Annotated in this window: 19 protein-coding genes and 1 pseudogene; 6 read left to right on the forward strand and 14 right to left on the reverse strand. The window is 68.2% G+C overall.

What is annotated here, in order from left to right:
• Positions 1 to 60 precede the first annotated feature (60 nt).
• Positions 61 to 639: a TetR/AcrR family transcriptional regulator gene (locus tag KO481_RS26835; RefSeq protein ID WP_215920946.1), complete on the forward strand. Its 579-nt coding sequence runs from the start codon at positions 61 to 63 to the stop codon at positions 637 to 639.
• Positions 640 to 721: 82 nt separating this feature from the next.
• Here KO481_RS26835 and KO481_RS26840 read toward each other — a convergent pair whose 3' ends face one another.
• The 9 genes from KO481_RS26840 to KO481_RS26880 all read right to left on the reverse strand — a co-directional run bounded on the left by KO481_RS26840 (position 722) and on the right by KO481_RS26880 (position 10,612).
• The gene (locus tag KO481_RS26840; RefSeq protein WP_215920948.1) at positions 722 to 937 is read right to left on the reverse strand and encodes a hypothetical protein; all 216 of its coding nucleotides are present in this window, start codon (positions 935 to 937) and stop codon (positions 722 to 724) included.
• Positions 938 to 1,077: 140 nt separating this feature from the next.
• On the reverse strand, positions 1,078 to 2,346 hold the full coding sequence (locus tag KO481_RS26845; RefSeq protein WP_308166797.1) for an SLC13 family permease: 1,269 nt from the start codon (positions 2,344 to 2,346) through the stop codon (positions 1,078 to 1,080).
• Positions 2,347 to 2,664: 318 nt separating this feature from the next.
• Entirely contained in the window at positions 2,665 to 3,825 is a 1,161-nt protein-coding gene (locus KO481_RS26850) for a serpin family protein (RefSeq protein WP_215920952.1), read from the reverse strand.
• Between the two features lie 352 nt (positions 3,826 to 4,177).
• The gene (locus tag KO481_RS26855; RefSeq protein WP_215920954.1) at positions 4,178 to 5,200 is read right to left on the reverse strand and encodes an alcohol dehydrogenase catalytic domain-containing protein; all 1,023 of its coding nucleotides are present in this window, start codon (positions 5,198 to 5,200) and stop codon (positions 4,178 to 4,180) included.
• 403 nt (positions 5,201 to 5,603) lie between these two features.
• Positions 5,604 to 7,292, reverse strand: coding sequence for a hypothetical protein (locus KO481_RS43355; protein WP_245401547.1), 1,689 nt, complete (start codon positions 7,290 to 7,292; stop codon positions 5,604 to 5,606).
• A gap of 149 nt (positions 7,293 to 7,441) precedes the next feature.
• Positions 7,442 to 7,738 carry a hypothetical protein gene (locus KO481_RS26865; protein ID WP_215920956.1) on the reverse strand — a complete coding sequence of 99 codons (297 nt, stop codon included), beginning with the start codon at positions 7,736 to 7,738 and terminating at the stop codon, positions 7,442 to 7,444.
• 146 nt (positions 7,739 to 7,884) lie between these two features.
• On the reverse strand, positions 7,885 to 8,604 hold the full coding sequence (locus tag KO481_RS26870; RefSeq protein ID WP_215920958.1) for an HD domain-containing protein: 720 nt from the start codon (positions 8,602 to 8,604) through the stop codon (positions 7,885 to 7,887).
• A gap of 151 nt (positions 8,605 to 8,755) precedes the next feature.
• A complete protein-coding gene (locus KO481_RS26875) occupies positions 8,756 to 9,382 on the reverse strand; it encodes an alpha-ketoglutarate-dependent dioxygenase AlkB (RefSeq protein WP_215920966.1) in 627 nt (208 codons plus the stop codon).
• A gap of 387 nt (positions 9,383 to 9,769) precedes the next feature.
• On the reverse strand, positions 9,770 to 10,612 hold the full coding sequence (locus KO481_RS26880; protein ID WP_215920968.1) for a hypothetical protein: 843 nt from the start codon (positions 10,610 to 10,612) through the stop codon (positions 9,770 to 9,772).
• A gap of 145 nt (positions 10,613 to 10,757) precedes the next feature.
• Between KO481_RS26880 and KO481_RS26885 the strand changes: the two genes are divergently transcribed.
• The gene (locus KO481_RS26885; RefSeq protein ID WP_308166798.1) at positions 10,758 to 12,230 is read left to right on the forward strand and encodes a cytochrome P450 family protein; all 1,473 of its coding nucleotides are present in this window, start codon (positions 10,758 to 10,760) and stop codon (positions 12,228 to 12,230) included.
• Here the strand turns inward: KO481_RS26885 and KO481_RS26890 are convergent.
• Positions 12,219 to 12,845, reverse strand: coding sequence for a GNAT family N-acetyltransferase (locus KO481_RS26890; RefSeq protein WP_215920970.1), 627 nt, complete (start codon positions 12,843 to 12,845; stop codon positions 12,219 to 12,221). The two genes, KO481_RS26885 and KO481_RS26890, sit on opposite strands and share 12 nt — an antisense overlap.
• 276 nt (positions 12,846 to 13,121) lie before the next feature.
• On the opposite strand from KO481_RS26890, the gene KO481_RS26895 reads away from it, so the two are divergent.
• Together KO481_RS26895 and KO481_RS45070 are read left to right on the forward strand one after the other, a co-directional pair.
• Positions 13,122 to 13,643, forward strand: coding sequence for a hypothetical protein (locus KO481_RS26895; RefSeq protein WP_215920972.1), 522 nt, complete (start codon positions 13,122 to 13,124; stop codon positions 13,641 to 13,643).
• A gap of 67 nt (positions 13,644 to 13,710) precedes the next feature.
• A pseudogene (locus KO481_RS45070) lies at positions 13,711 to 14,352 on the forward strand (3-methyl-L-tyrosine peroxygenase-related protein); the annotation flags it as partial.
• Between the two features lie 219 nt (positions 14,353 to 14,571).
• Here KO481_RS45070 and KO481_RS26900 read toward each other — a convergent pair.
• Both KO481_RS26900 and KO481_RS26905 read right to left on the reverse strand, forming a co-directional pair.
• Positions 14,572 to 16,014, reverse strand: coding sequence for an aminotransferase class V-fold PLP-dependent enzyme (locus KO481_RS26900; RefSeq protein WP_215920974.1), 1,443 nt, complete (start codon positions 16,012 to 16,014; stop codon positions 14,572 to 14,574).
• Between the two features lie 261 nt (positions 16,015 to 16,275).
• Entirely contained in the window at positions 16,276 to 16,743 is a 468-nt protein-coding gene (locus KO481_RS26905) for a MarR family winged helix-turn-helix transcriptional regulator (protein WP_215920976.1), read from the reverse strand.
• Positions 16,744 to 16,847: 104 nt separating this feature from the next.
• Between KO481_RS26905 and KO481_RS26910 the strand changes: the two genes are divergently transcribed.
• Complete coding sequence (locus KO481_RS26910; protein WP_215920978.1) at positions 16,848 to 18,437, forward strand: nitrilase-related carbon-nitrogen hydrolase; 1,590 nt, start codon at positions 16,848 to 16,850, stop codon at positions 18,435 to 18,437.
• Here KO481_RS26910 and KO481_RS26915 read toward each other — a convergent pair.
• Together KO481_RS26915 and KO481_RS26920 are read right to left on the reverse strand one after the other, a co-directional pair.
• Positions 18,411 to 19,001 (reverse strand): TetR/AcrR family transcriptional regulator, encoded by a 591-nt coding sequence (locus tag KO481_RS26915; RefSeq protein WP_215920980.1) that lies wholly within the window; start codon positions 18,999 to 19,001, stop codon positions 18,411 to 18,413. The two genes, KO481_RS26910 and KO481_RS26915, sit on opposite strands and share 27 nt — an antisense overlap.
• Positions 19,002 to 19,313: 312 nt before the next feature.
• The gene (locus KO481_RS26920; RefSeq protein ID WP_215920982.1) at positions 19,314 to 20,192 is read right to left on the reverse strand and encodes an alpha/beta fold hydrolase; all 879 of its coding nucleotides are present in this window, start codon (positions 20,190 to 20,192) and stop codon (positions 19,314 to 19,316) included.
• Positions 20,193 to 20,399: 207 nt separating this feature from the next.
• Here KO481_RS26920 and pyrR point away from each other — a divergent pair, with 207 nt between their 5' ends.
• Positions 20,400 to 21,038, forward strand: coding sequence for a bifunctional pyr operon transcriptional regulator/uracil phosphoribosyltransferase PyrR (gene pyrR, locus KO481_RS26925; RefSeq protein ID WP_215920984.1), 639 nt, complete (start codon positions 20,400 to 20,402; stop codon positions 21,036 to 21,038).
• Positions 21,039 to 21,080: the final 42 nt, after the last annotated feature.

The following is a 21,080-nucleotide window of genomic DNA, read 5'->3' on the forward strand; positions in this document are numbered from 1 at the left end:
AAGTTGATAGCATCGACGATATGGACCGCCGGTCAAGTTGTCAACGAGGGAAGAGGTGGAATGGTCGACGAGCCCCGCAAGGAACGTGCCGATGCCGCGCGCAACCGGCGCGCGATACTCGCGGCGACCGCGGTGCTGCTGGACGAGCACGGCGCCGAGGGCATCACGATGGAGCGCGTCGCGGCCGCTGCGGGGGTGGGTAAGGGCACGGTCTTCCATCGGTTCGGCAGCCGCGCGGGCCTGCTGTACGAGTTGATGCGCGAGCGCGCGGTCGCGCTGCGGGAGGCGGTCCAGCACGGCCCGCCGCCGCTGGGACCCGGTGCGCCCGCGCGGGAACGGTTGCTGGCCTACTTCGACGCGATGACCCTGCTGATCGCGGACAATGTCGAACTGGTGTTGGCCTACGAGGCGATGCCGGCGCACCCGGAACGCAACGAGATGCACGCTTTTTGGGATGCGCACATCTCGGCGCTGCTGCGTGAGGTGCGGCCCGATCTGGACGAACACACGGTGGGCGCACTCCTGATGGCCTCGCTCGGCAGCGAGGCATCCCGGCGGATCGTGCAGGAAGGCGGCCGGGAACGGCTGCGTGCGGGCATGCGCGAACTGGTTATCGGAGTACTGGACAACCGGCCGTGATGGATAGACGCGCGGGCTGTGCCACGGTCACCGCCCGGGCCGGTCGCCGAAAAGATCGAGCCGGGGGTGACCGCCGTGGTCCTCAGCCCGCGGAACCGGTCGGGGCCGGGGCCGGGGCGGGCGCATGTGGACCGTGACCGTTGAGCAGCTGGTGGCAGTAACCGTCCGAATGGACCGAGTCCTTGCAGTTCTCCCACTGGACCTGGCCGTCGGTCCACGCGTCCGCTGAGGCGATCGGCGCGGAGATGCCGATCAGGCACGCGAAAACCGCGGCCGCGGCAATACCGAATTTCTTCACAATGAACCCCCTGGTGATGCAATACGTAATTGCCGTCGAGCATGCCATGCGATCGCGCCGCCGGACAAGCCGCTTCGGGCCCGAGTGCCAGGTGTGCCCGAGTGCCGGGCGGGCCCGGTGTGGGGTGGGCCCGGCTCCGGTTACGTGACCAGCAGTAGTCCGCCAACTGCCGCTGTTGTGGCGACCACGGCCAGCAGCAGCCCGGTGAGAACGAACCGAAGCGGCGGTACCCGCACTCCGTGGGTGCGGCAGAACTCCAGGCACAACAGGGTCGCGAGCGAGGCCCACGGCGTCACGACGGATCCGACGTTGGTCCCGAGCAGCAGCGCGAGCAGCTGGTTGTGGTTGGCCGCCGGAACGACGGCCTCGCCCGCGGTGTACGCGGGCAGATTGTTCGCGACATTGGACAGCCCGGCCCCGGCGCCCGCGGCCCGGAATGCGCCTGCCGCACCGGGATTCGTCCCGATCAGCCCGCGCATCAGATCCGAGAGCCCGAACCGGCTGAGCGTCGGCACCACCAGGAACAACCCGACCACGAAGACCAGCAGTTGCCAGGGGATCAGCGAGGGCCGCAGGGCGGACCGATCCAGGACCGCGAAGGCGAGCACCGCCAGGGCCGACGCCGCGAGCGCGGCCAGGCCGATCCGGTCGCCCACGAACGGGATCGCGACGATGAACAGGGTGCACGCCCCCGACGTCGCATACAGCAGAATGCGCCCGCGCCGGTCGGCGGGCCGGACGGGTTCGGGCGGCAGATACCGGTCCGCGTCGCGCCGCCCGCGCCGCCAGTAGAACACCCACAGGCACGCCATCGTCGCGGCGATCGACAGCAGCTGCGGCAGCCACATTCTGGCCGCGAAGCCGGTCGCATCGAGCGCCACCCGATCGGCCGCCAGCAGGTTGGTGAGATTCGAGACCGGTAGCAGCAGGCTCGCGGTGTTGGCCAGCCACAGGGTGGTCATGGCCAGCGGCAGCGGGGTGATGCGGGCCGGTCCGGCCAGCGCCAACATCACCGGGGTCAGCAGCACGGCGGTGGTATCCAGGTTCAGCAGCATCGTCGTCGCGGAGGCGAACAGCACGCACAGACCGAACAGGGCCGGATAGTAGCCGCGCCCGATGATGGCGAGGCGGTGGGCGATCACATCGAAGACCTGCGCCCGCCGGGCCAGCTGTGCCAGCACGATCACGCTGCCCAGGAACAACAGCAGCGGCCCGACGCGGCGCATGTTCGCCGCTGCCTGAGCCCGCGGCAGCCAACCCGTGGCCACACACAGCAATCCGGCCAGCAGCAGCGCCAACCGGACACGGTCGAGGACGCTCAGCCCGCGCAGCCTTCGCCACGCCCGTGCGCGTGCGCGTGCGACAGTCTCCGGTGGGGTACGGACATCGGAGTCGAGCTTCTCGGGCACCCGGCCATCTTCGCATCGAGCCCCGTCGACCATCACGTCACGGCTGGCGGCGAAACCTCGGCGATCCGTGCGCCCGGCACCTGTGCGGCCGGCGCGGACGCCTGGTCGCGGATCAACGCCGCAACCCCGCCGAACTGCCCGATCGCGGTCTCGACGTGGACGCGCGGGCACTCGCCCAGCCAGGCCGATGCCGCAGCGACAAACTTGATCGCCTGGCGCGGTGCTCGTCCGCTCGATGCCGATGCCGTCCGCGGCCTGGGTGAGCAGCATGTCGGGGGCCGGCTCCCGAAGCGGCCGGCGGCCCGCACGCCGATGTACTCAGGCGACCGGCTCGGCGACCCAGCCCGCGACGACGACCAGACCGGTGGGCCGGTGCACGGCCAGAAAACCGAAAGGGCGGTCGAAGGTGACCGCGAGCTCCACGGTGTCGTGCGGGCGCCGCACGGCGGCGGCGAGGACCATGCCGACCGCCGTGACCGCGGCGGCCTCGAAACCCTCCCTGGTGAATCGGGCCCGGGCATGCTGAGCGGCCTGGTCGACGCGCAGGGGAGTGGCGGACATCGCCGGGAAGTGGCCGCTGCGCGGGTCGGTGGCGGTCCGCAGTCCGAACAGGTCCGGGTCGTCGAGCAGACTGTGCGACGAGCGAATCTCGAAGGGCGGCAGCCGGATGTGCAGGTCGTCGGAAATGGCCCGAGAGTGCCGCAGCGACACTCCGGGGGCCGCTGCGGGGTCGGAATCCGCAGTGCGAACCGCGAGTGCGGGGCGCGCCTCGATCGAGCCGTCCAGGGCGCCGAGGCCGGCCGCGAGCGTCTGCGCGGGCGAGCCGTCGCCGAGCAGCAGATGCACATCGAGATCGCCGATGCCGCGCACCGCAACGCGGGTCACCGGATCCGGCGCGAGCAGCACCGAGGCGTCGGCGAGATCTTCCGAGTATCGCGCCAAACCCGGCCCGCGATGTCCCGCCCACGGGCCCGACACGGGTTCGAGCACGTCGTCGTCGAACGGCGTGTGCCACGCGGTCTTGGCGACGATGGCCGTTGCCAGCACCAGCAGGGTGTCCTCGTCGATGGTGATCGGGAATCGCTCGATCAGGCCGCCGGTGTGCCGGTCGGCCCAGGCATCCAGCGCGGCCTGTCCCGTCAGCCGCCCGACGGTGCCCTCGGGTAGCGAGCGGACCCAGTCCTCGCGCAGGTCGATCTCGTCGGAGACCCACGCACCGAGGGCGGCCGAGATCGACTGCGCCCCGGCGAGTTCGGCGAGCAGCGCCAGCGCGGCCGGACGGGAGTGCGCGGCGTCGGTCCCGGCCGCGGCGGCGAGCTCGGAGCGCGCGGGCTCGTTCGCCGCGTCAGCCAGGATGCCCAGCAGCGGCCACACGCCGCAGCCGGACAGCACGAAATCGCCGGAGGCGGCGAGCCGGCGACACCAGCGGCCCGTCAGGTCGTTGGCCGCGGCGACATGCGAGAGAAGGCTCGGCTGCACAGCGTTCAGCCTAATGATCGGCCGCGGCCGGGGCCGGGGTCGTGGGAGATGGTGGCCCCGGAACCCCCGCCGACGGGTGTACTGGGACGGCGGGGGCGTGCCGCGGCCGCATCGGGCGGGTCCGCGGTACCGGGGTCGCGGACCATCCTGATACCTCGAGCGCACTCGAGGTCAAATCGGGCATTCGCCGAGGACGCGGCCGGGGCCGGTGCGCATCGTCGCGATATCGTGAGCGGCGCACTCTTCGCTCGATTTCCAGGAGGCTTGCAGATATCGGTACACCCGCGACGCGGTTGCACGAACTGCAGGACCGGGCCTGCAACCCCGCAGCAGGCGTGGACTGTTCGATGAGTCAGCGGGTGGTGAGCACCATTCGGAAGCGGGCCGCGCCGGACAGCATCTTGTCGAACGCCTGGGTGACCTCGGCCAGCGGCATGACCTCGGTCATGGGGCGGATGTTGTGCAGGGCACTGAACGCCATCGTGTCTTGAACGTCCTGCGCCGTGCCGGAGGGGTGTCCACGGACGACCTTGCCGGCCATGAGCAGTCCGGTGGGGTCGATCCGCAGCGGTTCGGTGTCCAGGCCGATCACGGTGAGTTCGCCGCGGGGTGAGAGCCCGTCCACGGTTGCGGCGACGGCGGCGGAGTTCGCGGCGGTCGCAATGACGACCTTGGCGCCGCCGAGGGACTGCAGGGCGTCGGCAACGGAGGTATCCGCGGTACTGTCCACATAGTGGTGCGCGCCGAGCTGCTTGGCGAAGTCGGCTTTGCCGGCCCCGCGGGCAATCGCCACGGTCTCGAAGCCCATAGCGACCGCGTACTGAACTCCCAGATGGCCGAGCCCGCCGATTCCGAGCACGGCGACCAGGTCACCGGGGCGCGCGGAGCTGCGGCGCAGCCCGTTGAACATGGTGACACCCGCGCAGCCCAGAGGTGCCGCGTCGGTGGCCGACAGTGCATCGGGGATCCGGGCCAGAGCGTCTGCCGGTGCGATTACGGTCTCGGCGTAGCCCCCGTCGTACGCCCATCCGGGGACCTGGAGATTTACGCAAACGATGAAGTCACCCTGCCGACAGGGCGTGCAGTGGCCACAGCTACCGCCGAACCATCCCACGGCAACCCGGTCGCCCACCTGCCAGGCAGTGTCCGTTCCCTCGCCGAGCTCCTCGACGCGGCCCGCGATCTCGTGTCCGGGGACCACGGGGAACCGGAGTCCCGGCAGACCGCCGCTGGTGAAGTAGGCGTCGCTGTGGCAGATCCCGCAGGCCTCCACGGCGATGCGGACATGGCCGGGACCCGGCCTGGACATCTCGCGCTGGACAAGCTGAAAGGGGCTGTTGGCGGCGGGCACCTGCGCGACCTGGTATGTGCTCATTCGAATGCCTCCTGTTTCTGATCCAACGGCTTTCCCGAGATTCAGTAGAGGTTTCGCAAGCTTCTGGGAATCGATCTCCGATTCGACAATGACGATACCGAACTGAGCCCCCTGTTTCCCTTCGGGTGACGCCTCGCAGGCGTGAAAATGGGGTCGGGTCGCCTGCCGACGCCGACGTTTCCGTTGGTATGTCAGCCTGGCACCGAGCCTGGTGCCGGGGTCCGACCTGGAAGGGGCACGCATTGTTGCTTCGAGCACGCCGGTCGGAATTTCGATGCCGCGATGGTGTACGACCATCTACCGATCATCGATATTTTTCGCCTGGTCGACGAGGACCCTGCTCGGGGTGATGGATATGCGCGGCGCCGCGATCACGACCGACCGGGCCCTTGTTCGTGTCGCGCTAGTTCTCGATCGAACGGTCGGGGCGTTCCTCGGTGGCTGCGGCGGTCCCGTTCGATCCAGGCACGGCGGCGGTATTGCCGTTCGATCCGGCCGCGGCGTTGCCGCCCGGTAGTACTCGGAAACCGTTGTGCCAGTTGGAGACCGCCGCCTGCGCGGGGTTCCGGAGGGGCGGGCGAGCCGGGATCTCCTGGGTTTCGGGGGATTCGGCGTCCAGATCGCCGAGGATGCGGCTGATCGTGCGGGTGCTGGTACCCAGTTCGGCGGCGATATCGGTGATGGAGATGTTCGCCGCGCGCATGTCCCGGACCCGGTCCCGGACGGCCGGGTCCCGTCGGTATTGCCGTGGAGGGCCGGATTGCGTTGCGGTGGAATCGCCGGAGGGGGTTTCGGTGGCATCCTGCTCCGAGAGGCGCGCCGGGGTCGGTTCCGGTGATGTGGGGTGGTCCGGGGGCGTCGTTGGTGCCGAGTCGGGCGTTGCCGAGGTCTCGTGCGTCGCCATCGACGGCCCCGGGGTCGCCGAAGAGGCGGCTGATGCGGCGGTCGTGGCCGGGGCGGGGGACGCCGCTTCGGGCACCGAGGACGTTGCCTCGTGCGCTGCCGAGGCTTGGGCGGTGAGTATCGGGAGCGGCATCGTCGCCGGTAGCGACGCGGGTGCCATCGGCGCCATCGCCTGCAATTCCGGTGACTCCCAGGACTGTTCGGACCGGTCCGCTGTGATCGCCGCACTGTTGAGCGTCGCCTGCGCAGCATGCGCACCGCTGGGCGTCGCGTACGCCGGATGCGCGTCCGGTGCGGACGCCGTCGCCCGAGTCGCCGCGGGCGCCTGGGACGGCGGCCCCTGCAGCTCCTCGTCCGAGGTCCACGGGTTGGGCAGCTCCAGCTCGAGCAGGGCCCCGGTGCTCGACAGGACGCGCAGGTTGTCCATCAGGACCGCGCGGGGCGTGCGGCTGTTGTCGACCAGCCCGCCGTCTTCGACCGCGCGGCGCATCGTCTTCTGCAGGCGGCGCCGGGCCCGATTGACCCGCCGCACGCCGGCGCCGGTGTCCCGCAGGGTGCGGGCGCGGTCGGCGGCGAGGGCGACGTCGATGAGGCGGCGCTGCTGCGCGGCCTCCCCTGCGGTGCGGTCCGTGGGATCGGCGAACCCGAGCCGAATGAGCATGCGTTCCGGGGTGATTCGCCAGTTGATGCCGCCCATGCCGCTGCGGCGGCGCTCGAGGGCCATGCTGCGTTCCCAGCCCCACGCCGCGACCAGCGGCGCTGACAGACGGATGAGCACCGTGCCCAAATTGTCGGCATCGGTCGCGGCCAACACGGCCGAGAGGCACGTCAGGACCCACATCGCGACGCCGTCGATGCCCGCGCTGCCGCTGACCTGCTGGGCGCTGCGGGCCCGCAGCGCCGAAGTGAGCACCATGATCTCGAGGAACGCGAAGAACATGATGCGCAGCGACAACGTCAGATGCAGCGACTTGTCGAAGAACACCCACATGCCCTGGGCGCTGACCCCGGTGGCGATCGCGGCGGCCACCAGCGTGCCCGCCTGCTCCCCGGTGACCCCGCGGCGCCGCGCGGACCGCACCACCCAGACCACGCCGCACACCACCACCAGCGCCCCCAGGGCGGCCAGGACCGTCGTCGCGAGATGTGCCTGCAGGGTCGCCGCGAACCGATCGATGCCGTTGCCCACCTCGCGAGATCCTTCCTGCCGCAATCGCCGGACCGGGTGATGGTCTCGCGTTCTCGCGCACCTCGCATCCCGAACCGACGCAAGGGCAGTGAGTTTACCGGGCTTCGGCGATGCCGCTGAGGGGGATTCGAGGCGCGGGGTTTGTTTGCCTATGTCCAGCAGGGTGAATCGGGCGAGGGAGGTGCGGTGGGCGCCCACGAGGAGCGGTCGGCGTCGCGATGCCAGTCGGGTACCGTGCCGCCGAAATAGATGACCAGCGCCCAGAAGTATCCGTCCTCGTGCAGGATGATCTCGGTCTCGGAGGACAGGTCGTGCCCCCGCCATTTCCGGTTGATCCGGGCGACCGCCTCAGCCTCGGAAATACCGAAGAGCGCGACCATCTCGTCGCGAATGTCGTTCAGCAGTCGGACGACATCCGAGGAGGTCAGCATGATGTACGTGCTCACGGTTCCGGTACCTCGAATGCTGTCCGGCTACGGGCACGAATGCTCGGGATGGGGTGCGCGACTCAATTGTGCCACTACGCGCAATTGCGCCAGGTTGGACGAATTCGCGAGTGGGAGTGGATAACTCGCGCGCGATCGGGGGAGCTTCAATTCTCTCGCAGGATCGCTGCGAAGCGCTCGTCGGCGAGATCGAGTTGCTCGAGGATGTGCTGCTTGACGTGGGGTGCGAGGGGGGTGTCGGCGCGGGTGACGAGGTCGCGGTAGACGGCGGTGAGCGGGCGGTATTTGATGGCGAGGCGCTGCATGGCGGGGGCGGTGGCGTACAGGATGCCGACGCCGTTGTCGGTGAAGTCGGATAACTTCACCACCCGCGCCCAGGGATCGCGGTCCAGGCTCGAGGCGATGTGGGTGCGATACTGCGCGTTCCAGTCGACACCCGGTTCGCGAGGTGGGTTGGTGACGGTGGCGACGATATCGGCGACCCGCTCGCCGAAACGCTCGCGCAGCGTGGCGAGGGCCGCCTCGGACTGGGTACCGGCGCCGTTCACGGCGGTGGCGAGTTCGGCCGTGTGATCCTCCACTGCGTCGTGCAGCAGACCGGCGACCACCAGGTCGGTCTCGTGGACCTCGTAGTGGCTCACAATGCGGATCGCCACGCGCAGCAGGTGATTCAGGTACGGCTCGCGGCCGTACCGGTCGTCGCGGTGCAGGTCGGCGGCGAGGGCGAGCGCCTCGTTCACCCGCTCGGGCGCGGCCAGCTTCGCCGACTCCAGTTCGAGCCGCCGGCGCAACCCCTCCTCGCCGTGCACATCGCTGATCGTGTGCAGCGGCATCACCGCCAGAATTCCCGCCCCTGTCGTATTCATGACCTCAATCTAGTGGGACGGTCCGACAGGATGCCTAAACGGATTCTTAAATCTCGGCTGCACGCGTCGGTCTTGCGCCTGCCCGCGTGGTAGGCAGTCGCAGTCGTCGGTTGGTTTCAAGCGCTTGTGCCGTCCGGGGGCGGGTTTGCCGTTATCGCACCCCGCGCGGGCGGAACTGGATGCTGATCCGGGGCCCGACCGGGCGGCGCGTCTTGGGTATCGCATGCTCCCACGTTCGCTGGCACGAGCCGCCCATGACGATCAGGTCGCCGTGGCCCAGCTGATACCGCAGGCTCTCCCCGCCGCCGCGGGGGCGCAGCAGCAGTGCGCGCGGCGCGCCGACCGAGATGATCGCGACCATGGTGTCGTCGGTGGCGCCGCGGCCGATGGTGTCGCCGTGCCAGGCGACGCTGTCGGCCCCGTCGCGGTAGAAGCACAGGCCCGCGGTGCGAAACGGCTCGTTCAGCTCGCGGAAGTAGTACTCGCTCAATGCGTTTCGCGCCTGGTCGAGCACCGGATCGGGCATCCGCTCGCCCTCCTCATAGAACCGCAGCAGCCGCGGCACGTCGACCATCCGGTCGTACATCTGGCGCCGGTCCGCCCGCCACGGCACGCCGTCGACGAGCCGATCGAACAGCTGATCGGCGCCCCGCAGCCAGCCCGGCAGCACATCCACCCACGCGCCCGCGGTGAGCTTCGTCCGGCGCACCCCATTGAGCGGGCCGACCGCGATGTCCTCGAACCCGTCCAGCAACGAACCCTGCAGCGGTGTCGGCATGCGCTCGAATCTACGTGCGATCGAACATATGTTCAAGCTCTTCGAATTCTAGCGAGAAGATGCGGTGGTCGAGCGGTATCAACTCAAGTTGACAAGCACTATCTCGGTTCTCCAGAACGTCACCCAAAACGTCACAGCAGCGCAGGGCAGGGTGCAAGACACCGAGCGCCCATAGCCCGTCAACGGTGGCCGGGCCATCGCGCACTACATACAACGCAGGACAGGTCGCTACCGTCGACGGGCCAGCCGAACACGCGCAATTCGGCATGTGTGTGCGTTCGCTGGTGAGTCGACCTGAGCGCAGGCCTTAGCCGGGCATCGGCGCGCGCCAGCGGCGTGAGCGGATGCCGCGGGTTCTGTGAGTCTCGCGTGGTATCCAGGCATCGCTCAGCTGGTTTCGGGCCCGGCGAGGCTGGCGTAGGGCAGGGTCCGGTCCCGAGGCCGGGACAGATGCAATGCGGCATGGTAGGAGCCCTCGGTCTCCTTTCCCGTGGGGTCGGTGCCGGTCGCGGCGACGGCCGCGACGGCGTAGCGCTGTTCGTCGGGATCGGTGAATCGACGTTGAACGACCGTGCGCTCCGAATCGACCTCGGTGACCAACCCATGCTCGGCCAGAGCGTCGGCGATGGGCTGGTAGGAGCCGGTGCGCAGCACGAACGCGGCGACCCACACCGGTTCCTTTGCGGCGTACAGCAACTGATGGATGGTGCGGGCGGTCAGGAAGCTCGCGCCACCGGTCACGGTGATCAAACCGGCGGCTCCGGCCGCGCGCAGCAGGGCCGCGGAAGCGGTGTCGGTCTCCAGATTCTCGGAGAAGCCGGCGTCGAGCAGACCCACGGCCAGCGCGTAGTCGATCGCCGGGGCTGCGATATCCAGCCCAACCACCGGCACGGCATCATCACGGCGACGAGCGGCGTAGAAGTCTCTGTCGGACTCGATCAGTTCGGCCGTGTCCAGCGCGGCCACCCCCAGGGAGGTATAGCGGACGTACAGGTCGGCGAGGGTCAGGTGGTGGTTGAGCAACGCCGCATTGATGCCGTACGAGCAGCACAGGTCGAGCACCGTTACCGGTCCCGATCGTGCGCGTGCCGCGGCCAGACGGCGGAATACTGGTTGGGCATGCTGCGGGGTCTGGTAGTCGAACCGGCCGAGACCGCTGAAGAACCCCCGGGGGTCCGGCTGGTCATAGATGTCGTCGAAAGGTGTTCTGCCTCCAGGGATTTGCGTCATACCTCGATGTTGGCACGGCAGGCGCCAGCAGGTGATCGCAAATGGATTCGCCACACTCGAGCAGCAGACCGGCATCACCTCCTGAATCCACACTCGCCGACCGGTCCCATTCTCGGCCTCGGCCCTGCCGGGGTGGCGGCCCAGCGTGCTCGCCGATCCGCACAATCAGCTCGCGGAGATTGACCAATCTGTCGTCACGGGTGAACCCGCGAGCCGCACGGGCTTCGTCCATCGACGGCTCTGGCTGCTCAGACGTCACCAGCCGTGGCGTCAACCATCTGACCAGCGAAATCCTGCCAAGATGTTGACTCGAGACTCGACTTCAGCGCGTCAAGCTTTCCGGCAGGGTTGCTCGGTTTACGCTCGGAGCACATCGGGCCAGGAAGGGAGCCGGTCTGTGGCGTGGTCACGGCGGTTGGCGACTCGCACGGGTCGCCTTGTCCTCGATCCGCTTGTCGGCGACTTCGAGGCCGAAAACGGTCGGCTACGAGCTGCTGGTCCGCTCGTCGCGGTGGAACTGCCCGGCGGAATTCCCGCATGGGCGGTCACCCGAGACGCCGAGGCAAGACGCTTGCTCACCGATTCGCGCCTGGTGAAGGACGTCAATGTGTGGGCTCTGTGGCAGCGCGGGCAGATTTCGTCCGAGTGGCCGCTGATCGGCGTGGTGAATCACGGCCGTTCCATGTTCACCGTGGATGGTGCGGACCATCGACGGCTGCGCCGGCCGGCCGCGGAGGCGTTCACCGCTGGGGAAGTGGAGGGCATGCGCGAACGCATCGGCGAAGTGGCGCGGGAACTGCTGGATGCGCTGCCGGACGACGGGCAACCCGTCGACCTCAAAGCCGCCTTCGCGCAGCGGCTGCCGATACGGGTCATCAGCGAGGTGATGGGTGTCGATCCGGTGGACCAGCCCCGGCTTTCGGTCCTGTTCGACGCGTTTCTCTCGACCCAGACGCCGCCCGGGGAGGTGGCATCGAATCAGGCCGAGTTGACGGCGATGATGCGGTCCCTGGCCGCCGCGCGCCGGGCATCCCCTACCGATGACCTGACCAGCCTGCTGGTCGGCGACAGGTTCACCGACGAGGAGATCGTCAGCACCCTGCAACTGTTGATCGGTTCGGGCTACCTGACCACGGTCTCCCTGATCGTCAACGCGGTGGTCAACCTCAGTACCCATCCCGGCCAACTGGCGCTGGTCCGCCGCGGCGTCGTGGGCTGGGACGCCGTGGTCGAGGAGACCCTGCGTTACTCCGCGCCGAACTCGAACTTCCTCATTCGGTTCGCCATCCAGGACATACCCGTCGGCGACGAAGTGATCAAGCGCGGCGAGGCCCTTATCGTCTGCTACGGTGCGATCGGCCGCGACGAGTGTCGACACGGCGGTAGTGCTGGGGAGTTCGACGTCACCCGGTCCCCGAATCGCCACATCTCCTTCGGCCACGGCCCGCATTTCTGCGTGGGTGCGAGCCTGGCCCGGCTGGAGGGACACGTGGCCCTTTCCGCGTTGTATGAGAGGTTCCCGGACTTGATACTCGCGGTGCCTGCCGAGGAGTTGCGCCACAACCCGACGGTGACACAAAACGAACTGAGTGAACTGCCGGTTCTCCTACGGCCCTGAACCGGTGATCTTCGGCTCCCGCCACATCGGCCACATCGGCGGACCGTCCGGTAGGCGAAAAGGGGCGCCGAGGCACCGGTAACCGTGCCGCTCGTAGAGGGTGCGAGACACCGGACCGCTGGCATCCAGGAATGCGGGCAGGCGATGGCTGTCGAGGTAGCTGTGGTGGTATCGGAGCAGTGCGGTGCCCAGCCCGCGTCCCTGTCGGTCGGGCCGGGTCGCGAGGTATACGAGGTAGTGGTGCGGGACGGCGTGCGGGTGGCTGTCGGCGAACCGCTGGTCCAGCACTTGGAATCGCCTCGTGTAAGGACCGCAGGCCGCGGCGAGCCGACTGTCGTACTCACCCGGCGGTGACGTTGGTCCGGCCGGTTGGGGCAACCACACGGCGGTCGCCACGAGTTCGCCGGACTCGTCCTCGAGGAGGTGGATCTCGCCGTCTGCGAGCGCTTGGTCAACGCCGATGCTGAAGTTGGCCGGGAGGACGCCTGTGCGTTCGCCGGGGTCTGGCACCAGCCAGGCGGCGACCTCCAAGGAGTGGAAAGCCGCGGCGATCAATTCGGCGATCCTGCCGGCATCGGTCGCGATCGCGCGGCGAATCTCCGAGCGTGTGATCATTGCTCCTCCGTCCAATCGAGGTCGGGCTTGGCGGGCACAGTGGTGGGAAACAGGCGGGGCTGCACTGGATCAGCTCGCGTCATTACCCGTCACAAGGTGGATGGCGCGTTAGTGTCTTGACCGTCATCCTCGGCGCAGTCGCAAACGACGATTCTCGGTATGCCGACGCGTACGTGGAATGTTTTACGTATACACCGGCATAGATCGGCGCCCAAGCAGTGCATCACGTCGAACGCATTCCCAATGGAAGGACATGCTTTGTCTACAAGTCACCGCTTGGCCGGTACCGTCGCTGTTTTCGGCGCGCTGCTCGTCACGCCGCCGCTGATTACGCACAGTGTGGCACTGCCAACTCCGAAGGCGATAATGACCTGCCGGGAGTCGGGCACCGTGTCCTGGGCGGCTCCCGGAATCGGCAATGGGCCGGCGACCGTCAAATGGAACGCCGAGATCGACTTCACCGGCTGCACCGGACCAGCCGTCGATGAAAAACGTCCGACCCCGGTTCACGTGAGTGAAAGTGGAACCGAATTCGTGTCCTGCGATGGCGATGTTTCCGTGCACACTGGCGCGGGTAAAGTCACCTGGTCGGATCGTTCAACCAGCGAGGTTTCCGCTGGCGTGAACGTGCAGAGCAAATCCGCCGGCCAGGGGCACGGCGCCTTTCCGATCACCATTCGCACGGGGAACTATGCCAACCATACGGCCACGGACGACGACACGGTGGCCGCCGCATCCGGTCAATCCTGCCCGGGTCTGACCGAAGCCGCGCTCACCGGCACGCTGTCCATATTCTGATCGGCCTGCCCGCAGACAGCACGCACTCGCCGTGAGCAACAATTCGGGGAGACCGATCCGTGAGCCGATGCTGCTGGCTCACCCCGCGACGTTGCCGGAGGCCATGGCGGCAATGTGGTTCCCCGGCGGCGCATCGCTCGCGGGCGTCGATATCCAGGCCACGACCGTGGGCGAGGCCGAGCACGACAGGTTCTTCGGCATACAACGGGTCGCACGGGATCCCGCCTCCCTGTGGCGAACGGCCTTGGCCAGGAGCCTGCGGGAGTTCACCGGCCGGCTGGCTGCGCAGATCCCGCCGCGGCAGGAACCGGACCTGCTCGCCGGGCTGTCTGTCGCGCTGCCCCCGGAGGTCTTCCGATCACTGTCGCAGGTTCCGGCCGCACAGGACGACACCGCCTGGGCGCCACTCGACTGGTGGGTGGAGGGGCACCGCCTCTTCCTGGTGTTGACCCAAGCGGCGACGGTGGCCCTGCGCGACGCCCGCCGGCACATGCGGCTGGGCATCCCCGGGGCGACCACCGCGGGCCTGGATGCCGCGGCGGCTCTGTTCCTTTCCAGCGCCGCGGCCCTGCGCATCACCGCGAGCTTCAGCGCCGGGGAATACCAGGAACAGGTACGACCGCTGATGGCGCCACCGTATGTCTCGGCGGGGTTCAGCGGGCTGCTCTCGGTGGATCATCGGATGTTGGTCACCGCGCTCCGCCAATGCCGGCACGGTATGGACAGTCCGGCGGTGCGCCCTGGGATCGAAAGCCTGCATGCCGCGCTCACTACTGTGTACATGGCACACGAGGGCGTCTGCGAACGCTTCGTCGGTGACGCCGCGCCCAGCCTCCGCACGGCGGCGAGCCCGCGCCGATCCTCCGCCGTGATCGTGTTGCATGAACTCGGAGAGCGGCGGACCGGGTTGATCAATCCGGGTGCGCGCTCATCCCTCGGCGGCGATCCGGCTGATGTGATCCCAGGCGGCGGAGACGTGCTCGTACCTGGTGGCCGTACCGCCGATCGCCAGGCGAAGCGTGAACGCGCCGCGAACCACGGTGTGGGACAGGTAGATCCGGCCGGATGCATTGAGCGCCTCGAGCAACCGCTGATTGGGTTCATCGGGTCCTCGAAGCCGGAAGCAGACCAGTGACAGCGGATGCGGGGCCATCAGTTCGAAGCGCTCGTCCGCAGCCACCCATGCGGCGAATTGCTGTGCCAGCGCGACACTGTGCCGTACATGCGTCCGCAAACCCTCGACCCCGTAGCAGCGGATGACCGCCCAGAGCTTGAGTGCCCGGAAGCGACGCCCCAAGGGCACCTGCCAATCCCGATAGTCGACCACCGCGCCCGAGTCCGTCGCGGTATTACGCAGATATTCCGGCAGCACCGACAGCGCGCCGACCAGCGCCTTGCGGTCGGCGACATAGCAAGCGTCGCAGTCGAATGCGGTGAGCATCCACTTGTGCGGGTTGGTCGCGTAGGAGTCGGCATACGCGGCCACCCCCTGATGAATCCACCGCAACTCCGGGCACACCGCGGCGACCCCGGCGTAGGCCGCGTCCACATGCAGCCAGACGCCGTATTCCCGGCAGATCCGGCCGATCGGCTCGACCGGATCGAGGGCGCCGGTCGAGGTGGTACCCACCGTGGCCATCACCATAACCGGGATAATGCCTTGCACCGCATCGGTTTTCATCGCTTCCCGTAGTGCGTCCGGATCCATCGACAGGTCCGGGCGCGTTTCGATCAACCGTATCGATGACGTGCCGAGACCGCTGATGCGTACGCCTTTCTCCAGCGCGGAGTGGGCCTGTGTCGAGGTGTACACGGCATAGCGACCGCGCGCGACACCGTCGCGGGCTACCTGTCCGCCGGAGACTCGATGCAACGCGGCGACCAGCGCCACGAGTATCGCGCTGGATGCCGTGTCCTGGATGACACCACCTCCGGTGCCCGCGAAGGTGAACTTCTCGGGCAGCGCCAGCATCTCGGCCAGCCAGTCGAGGACATGCTGCTCCAGTTCGGTGCACGCCGGACTGGTCTGCCACAGCATCCCCTGCACGCCCAGCCCGGAGGTGAGCAGCTCCGCGAGTACCGCCGGACCCGAGGTGCTGGTCGGGAAATAGGCGAAGAATCCGGGATGCTGCCAATGCGTCAGTCCCGGAACCACAATCGTGTCGAGATCCGCCAGCACCGCGTCGAAAGACTCGCCCACCTGCGGCGGTGTCGACGGCAGCTGCCCGCGTACCTCTCCCGGCTGCACCCGGGACCGCACCGGCAGCGATTCCACCCGTTCCCAGTAGTCCGCGATCCAATCCACCACGGCCCTCCCGTGGCGGCGAAACTCCTCGGCGGTCATGTGCTGGGGTACAGGTATTTCGACCATCGGCGGTCGGGTTCGCGGCGCGCGGGACAGCCGTTCCCCCATACTCCTTCTTTTGTCGGTGCGCTGACGCGGTGAGTGCTTACCGGAGGTGCGAACGAACACGAGATATGGGGCGGTCGAGCGGCAGACGTGATCTTAACCTTACGGTCATCCAGATCCTGCCAAATTCTTGACGGCATCCGGTAGATCGTCGAATAGTTCCTGCGCCTCGTGGGTCCGCTGGTCGTCGCGGGCGGATGGGGAAGCCGGGTCTCGAGGGTGTCAGGTGGGATCGGTAACGGCCTCGGCCCCTGTGGGTTTCGCTCGCGCGGCCTTGGACAGTAGGCGGTTGAGTTGGCGCTGCTCTGTTGTGCTGAGGTGGGTGACCGGTGAGCGGGTGAGCATTGCGATGCCGAGTCGCCGCCGGATTTCGAGGCCGCGTTCGGTCAGGGAGACGATCTTGGCCCGCCGGTTCGCCGGATCGATCTCTCGGGTGATCAGGCCCTTCTCCTGGAGGCGGTCCGCCAGGAAGGTCACCGTGGACGGATCGCAGCTCAGATCGGCGGCGAGCTGCCGCATCGACGGGGTCGCCGACGGCTCGATCGCCCACAGGGTCTTGGCCATGACGGCGGTCAGCCCCAACTCCCCGACGGTGTCGGCCAGCAGCGCGTCGATCTGCTCGGCAACGGTGTACACCAGGTCCAATACGCCGTAGACCAGCGCCTCCTCCGCGCCGCCGCACTCCGTCATATCCACACGATACTTGGACTATCAAAACCTTGACAACTCCAAGTATTGGTATGTCAGACTGGCAACGCTTGGACGCTCCAAGTATTTGGCCGAGGAGATCTCGAATGACCACCCGTACGGGCACGCGGCAGTCCGGCAGTGCCGATTCCGACACCGGCGCATCCCCGGATGAACCCTCGAGGACCGGGCGACCGGCCGATCGACTGCGTTATCTGTGGCTGGGGCTCGGGACGGGCCTGTCGCTGTTCGCGATCAACGGTCGATGGGACATCCCGCTGGCTGCATGGCTTTTCTCGATCCTGTTGCTGCGCTTTTCCCGAACCAGCCGGGTGGCCGCCGGGGTCGGGCTGGTCTGGCTGGCCGGTGTGGGGGCCTCGATGTTCTTTCTGTGGCACGTGGCCGTTCCGCTGACGGGCATGACCGCGCTGGGTGGTGTGGCCTTCGGCACCGTGCTCACGTTGCCCTACCTGGCCGACCGCCTGCTCGCGCCGCGGCTGGGCGCGGCCGGCAGTCTGCTGCTGTTCCCGATGGTGCTGGCGGCATGCGAGTTTCTGCTGGGAGTGTTCGGCCCGTTCGGGACCGCCTACGGCCTGCTCGCCGATACCCAGCATGCGAATACCGCTCTGCTGCAGGCGATCTCACTGACCGGGCCGTACGCCATCGGATTCCTCATCGGCGCGCTCGCCACTGTGGTGAATCATGTGTGGGAGCGTCCGCTGTCCTGGCGCGCGGTGCGTGTGTTCGCCGCCTACGCGATCGTGCTCGGTGCCGTAATCGTCGGTGGCAGCGCACGATTGGCGTTCTTCCCCGTGCCCACCGCCCAGACGGTCCGCATCGCAGGCATCAACCCGAGCCGGGCTGCCTTGGACGCGCAGATGAGAGCACTGGGTCGCCCCGGGTTCGACCCCATGGCCGTACCGCGGTTCGACCCGGCCACGGTGCCGGTCGAATCGGCCGCGGTCATCGACGGCCTGTTCGACGACACCCGCCGCGCCGCACAAGCCGGCGCGAAAATCGTCGTGTGGTCGGAGAATGCAGCCAGAATCTCGGCCTCGCAGGAACCGGCGTTCCTGGCCGACGCGCAGGCAATCGCCCGGCAGGAGCAGGTCTATCTGGACGTCGCCGCCAACGTGTACCTGCCGAACCCGCCGTATGGCCGCGACGAGACACACCTCATCGCCCCGGACGGAACCGTGATGTGGACCTATCAGAAGTCCCATCCGATTCCGGGCCTGGAAACCTACACCCCCGGCAACGGCAAGGTGCCCGTGGTGAATACGCCCTACGGCCGGATCGCGAACGTGATCTGTTACGACGCCGACTTCCCGGCCATGATGCACACCGACGCCGACATCATGCTGGTACCGGGAGGCGACTGGCCCCAGTTCGGCCGCCTGCACACCCAGATGTCGAGCCTGCGCGCGATCGAGAACGGATACTCGCTGGTCCGGCAGGACTTCAACGGCTGGTCTGCCGCCTACGACTATCACGGACAACCCATCTCGACCCAGAACACCACCGTCGATCACGGCCCGTGGATCGTGGACGTGCCGACCCGCGGCACCACGACGATCTACCGACTTACCGGCGACGTCTTCGCCTGGCTGTGCCTCGCGGGCTCACTCGTGCTGATCTGTATCGCCACTATCCGCCGATTCTCGACGACGCTATCGCCGGCATCCGTCCAGCAATAGCCGCACGGTGAGGCGCGCGTCGTAGTCCGGATCCGTCCGGCGCGCGCCCGCGCAGATGTCGCCGATCGCGCGCATCAGCTGATATGCGCCCACGTCCGGGGTCACCGCGCCCGCGGCCCGGGCGGCGGCGAGTAGGTCCTCGAACACCGGGCCTAGTCGTTCGATGAAGAGTGCGTGCAGCGAGGTGAAGCCGTCGGGGTCGCCGCGCATCGCGGCGCCGAGCCCGTGCTTGGTGACCAGGAAGTCGACGAACAGATCCACCCACCGGCGCAGCGCGTCGAACGGGGAGGGTTCGGTCGCAAGGAGAGTCGGCCCGGCCTCGGCGCAGGCGTCGATCTGATGGCGGTAGACGGCCACCACCAGGTCCGCCCGGGTGGGGAAGTGTCGATAGATCGTGCCCATGCCGACGCCCGCGGCGGCGGCGATGCGACGCACGGGTGCATCCACCCCGTCCGTGACGAATACCGCAGCCGCGGCATCGAGCAGCGTCTTCTCGTTCCGGCGGGCGTCGGCGCGCTTCGCGGGGGTCGCGACGGTCGAGGTCGACTCGTCGGACGTCGTCATGCGGCGCTCCCTTCGTTCGGCGGCGCCCACCCACGTGTTCGTGGGTGCCTGGCCGGACGTCGCCGTCGGCGCCGCTCGGATATCGTCGGCGGCACCTTGGTCGGACGTCCCGGGCCGCACCCGCCCGGAATGACCTTCACCGCGCAGATTCGGAGCGGCGCTCCGATATCAAAGTCTAACCGGACCGGCGTCCGAACCACGGGATCGCCATCCCGAGCAAGCGGTTCTGTGTCAGGGCCGATCCGCCTGCCGATGCGGTCGGATCGATCAACAGGCGAGGAGGACTTCGCCGCACGCACCGGGCTGCGAGCCTCAGTGCTCCGGCGAGTCCAGGTGGGCGCGCACGAAATCGACCACGGCGTCGGAGAATTCGTCGTTCACGTCGCTCGCGGCGGTATGCGCGGCGCCGCGGATCTCGACGTATTCCAGCTGCGGCACCAGCGCGCGGAAGTCCTCGACGCCCTGCTCGCTGACGACGTCGGACAGGCGGCCGCGCACCAGTAGCACCGGCATGGTGAGCTTGCGGGCGGCCGCTTCCAGCGCGGTGGTGTGCAGTTCGATGACCTCGGCGTTGCCCGAGATCATGGCCGGGTCCCAATGCCAGTACCAGCGCCCGTCCTCGCGCAGGCGCAGGTTGCGGCGCAGCCCGTCGGTGCTGCGCGGGCGGGTGCGATGCGGCAGATACTCCGCGATGGCGTCGGCCGCCTCATCGAGGGAGGCGAAACCGTCCAGGTGTCCACCCAGGAAGCTCGTCACCCGCTCCACGCCGCGATGCTCGGGGCGCGGCACCACATCGACCATGACGAGTCCGGCGATGCGCTCGCTGCCCGGGCGATCGGTGGCCAGCAGGCCGGTCAGCCCGCCCATGCTCGCCCCGACCACGATCGCGGGCCGGTCCAGCTCGGCGAGGATGCCCAGCAGGTCGGCGGTCATCGCCTCGCGGCTGTAGTCGCCGTCGGGGGCCCAGTCGCTCTCGCCGTGCCCGCGCGCGTCCAGCAGCAGCGCGTGCAACCCGACCTTGGCCAGCGCCGCTCCCGAATCCTTCCAGGAGTGCCTGGTCTGGCCGCCTCCGTGCAGGAAGACCGCGAGAGGGCCGTCCTGCGGCCCCCAGCTCTCCCCGGCGAGGGTGATGCCACCATGGCCGCGGAAACTCACGCGGCGGGGATCGGAGAAGTCGGCGTCGTTGCTCACCGTCCGAGCATGACATACGTTCCAGCTCGGATATACACCGTACGAATGATGGATTCCTCACATCTGCGCGCGGCGATAACTGCACACTTGCCCAATGGCGAGGTGTGGTGGGATGCGGTGCGGTCGCGAAATCACCACCCTGTTAGGCTTCTGCTCCGAAAGACATCCTTTAACGGACCGTCCCGTGAGGCGGGGAAGGAGGTCGGCATGGCTGCGCCCCAAGACGGGTCGGCCAGGTCGAGCGCTGCCGAATATTCGCAGCGGCACGACCCCCAGTGGGTTCAGGCCGGGCGTGAATTGCTGTCCGCCCAGGATGTAGGCCGGACCGTCGCGCGCATGGCGCACCAGATCATCGAGAAGACCACCCTGGATTCGGCCGATCCGGCCGTGCCGCGCGTGGTACTGATCGGCATCCCCACCCGCGGCACCACCCTTGCCGAACGCCTCGCGACCAAGATCGAGGAGTTCGCCGGGACGCGTCCGCCGGTCGGCTCCCTGGACATCACCCTCTACCGGGACGACCTCCGCAACCGCCCGCACCGCCCGCTCGAGCGCACCTCGGTGCCCGAGGGCGGGATCGAGGATGCGCTGGTGGTGCTCGTGGACGACGTGCTGTTCTCCGGCCGCAGCGTCCGCTCGGCCCTGGACGGCCTGCGCGATCTGGGCCGCCCCCGCGCGGTGCAGCTGGCCGTGCTCATCGACCGCGGCCATCGCGAGCTGCCGATCCGTGCCGACTACGTCGGCAAGAACGTGCCGACCTCGCGCAGCGAGGACATCTCCGTCCTGCTGACCGAGCACGACGGGCGCGACGGGGTGTATCTGCACCAGGGGGACGACCAACCGTGAGGGAGCGAAGCGACCGAGCCATGAACACAGCCATCCGATGGT

Source organism: Nocardia albiluteola (assembly GCF_018860155.1).
GTDB classification, from domain to species: domain Bacteria; phylum Actinomycetota; class Actinomycetes; order Mycobacteriales; family Mycobacteriaceae; genus Nocardia; species Nocardia albiluteola.

What these genes read in the sequence shown, in the direction of transcription:
- KO481_RS26910 (WP_215920978.1), top strand. Translation starts at nt 16,848, where the DNA reads ATGACCACCCGTACGGGCACGCGGCAGTCCGGCAGTGCCGATTCCGAC.
- KO481_RS26835 (WP_215920946.1), top strand. Translation starts at nt 61, where the DNA reads ATGGTCGACGAGCCCCGCAAGGAACGTGCCGATGCCGCGCGCAACCGG.
- KO481_RS26890 (WP_215920970.1), bottom strand. Translation starts at nt 12,845, where the DNA reads ATGATCACACGCTCGGAGATTCGCCGCGCGATCGCGACCGATGCCGGC.
- KO481_RS26875 (WP_215920966.1), bottom strand. Translation starts at nt 9,382, where the DNA reads ATGCCGACACCGCTGCAGGGTTCGTTGCTGGACGGGTTCGAGGACATC.
- KO481_RS26905 (WP_215920976.1), bottom strand. Translation starts at nt 16,743, where the DNA reads ATGACGGAGTGCGGCGGCGCGGAGGAGGCGCTGGTCTACGGCGTATTG.
- KO481_RS26900 (WP_215920974.1), bottom strand. Translation starts at nt 16,014, where the DNA reads ATGGTCGAAATACCTGTACCCCAGCACATGACCGCCGAGGAGTTTCGC.
- KO481_RS26915 (WP_215920980.1), bottom strand. Translation starts at nt 19,001, where the DNA reads ATGACGACGTCCGACGAGTCGACCTCGACCGTCGCGACCCCCGCGAAG.
- KO481_RS26870 (WP_215920958.1), bottom strand. Translation starts at nt 8,604, where the DNA reads ATGAATACGACAGGGGCGGGAATTCTGGCGGTGATGCCGCTGCACACG.
- KO481_RS26855 (WP_215920954.1), bottom strand. Translation starts at nt 5,200, where the DNA reads ATGAGCACATACCAGGTCGCGCAGGTGCCCGCCGCCAACAGCCCCTTT.
- pyrR (WP_215920984.1), top strand. Translation starts at nt 20,400, where the DNA reads ATGGCTGCGCCCCAAGACGGGTCGGCCAGGTCGAGCGCTGCCGAATAT.
- KO481_RS26880 (WP_215920968.1), bottom strand. Translation starts at nt 10,612, where the DNA reads ATGACGCAAATCCCTGGAGGCAGAACACCTTTCGACGACATCTATGAC.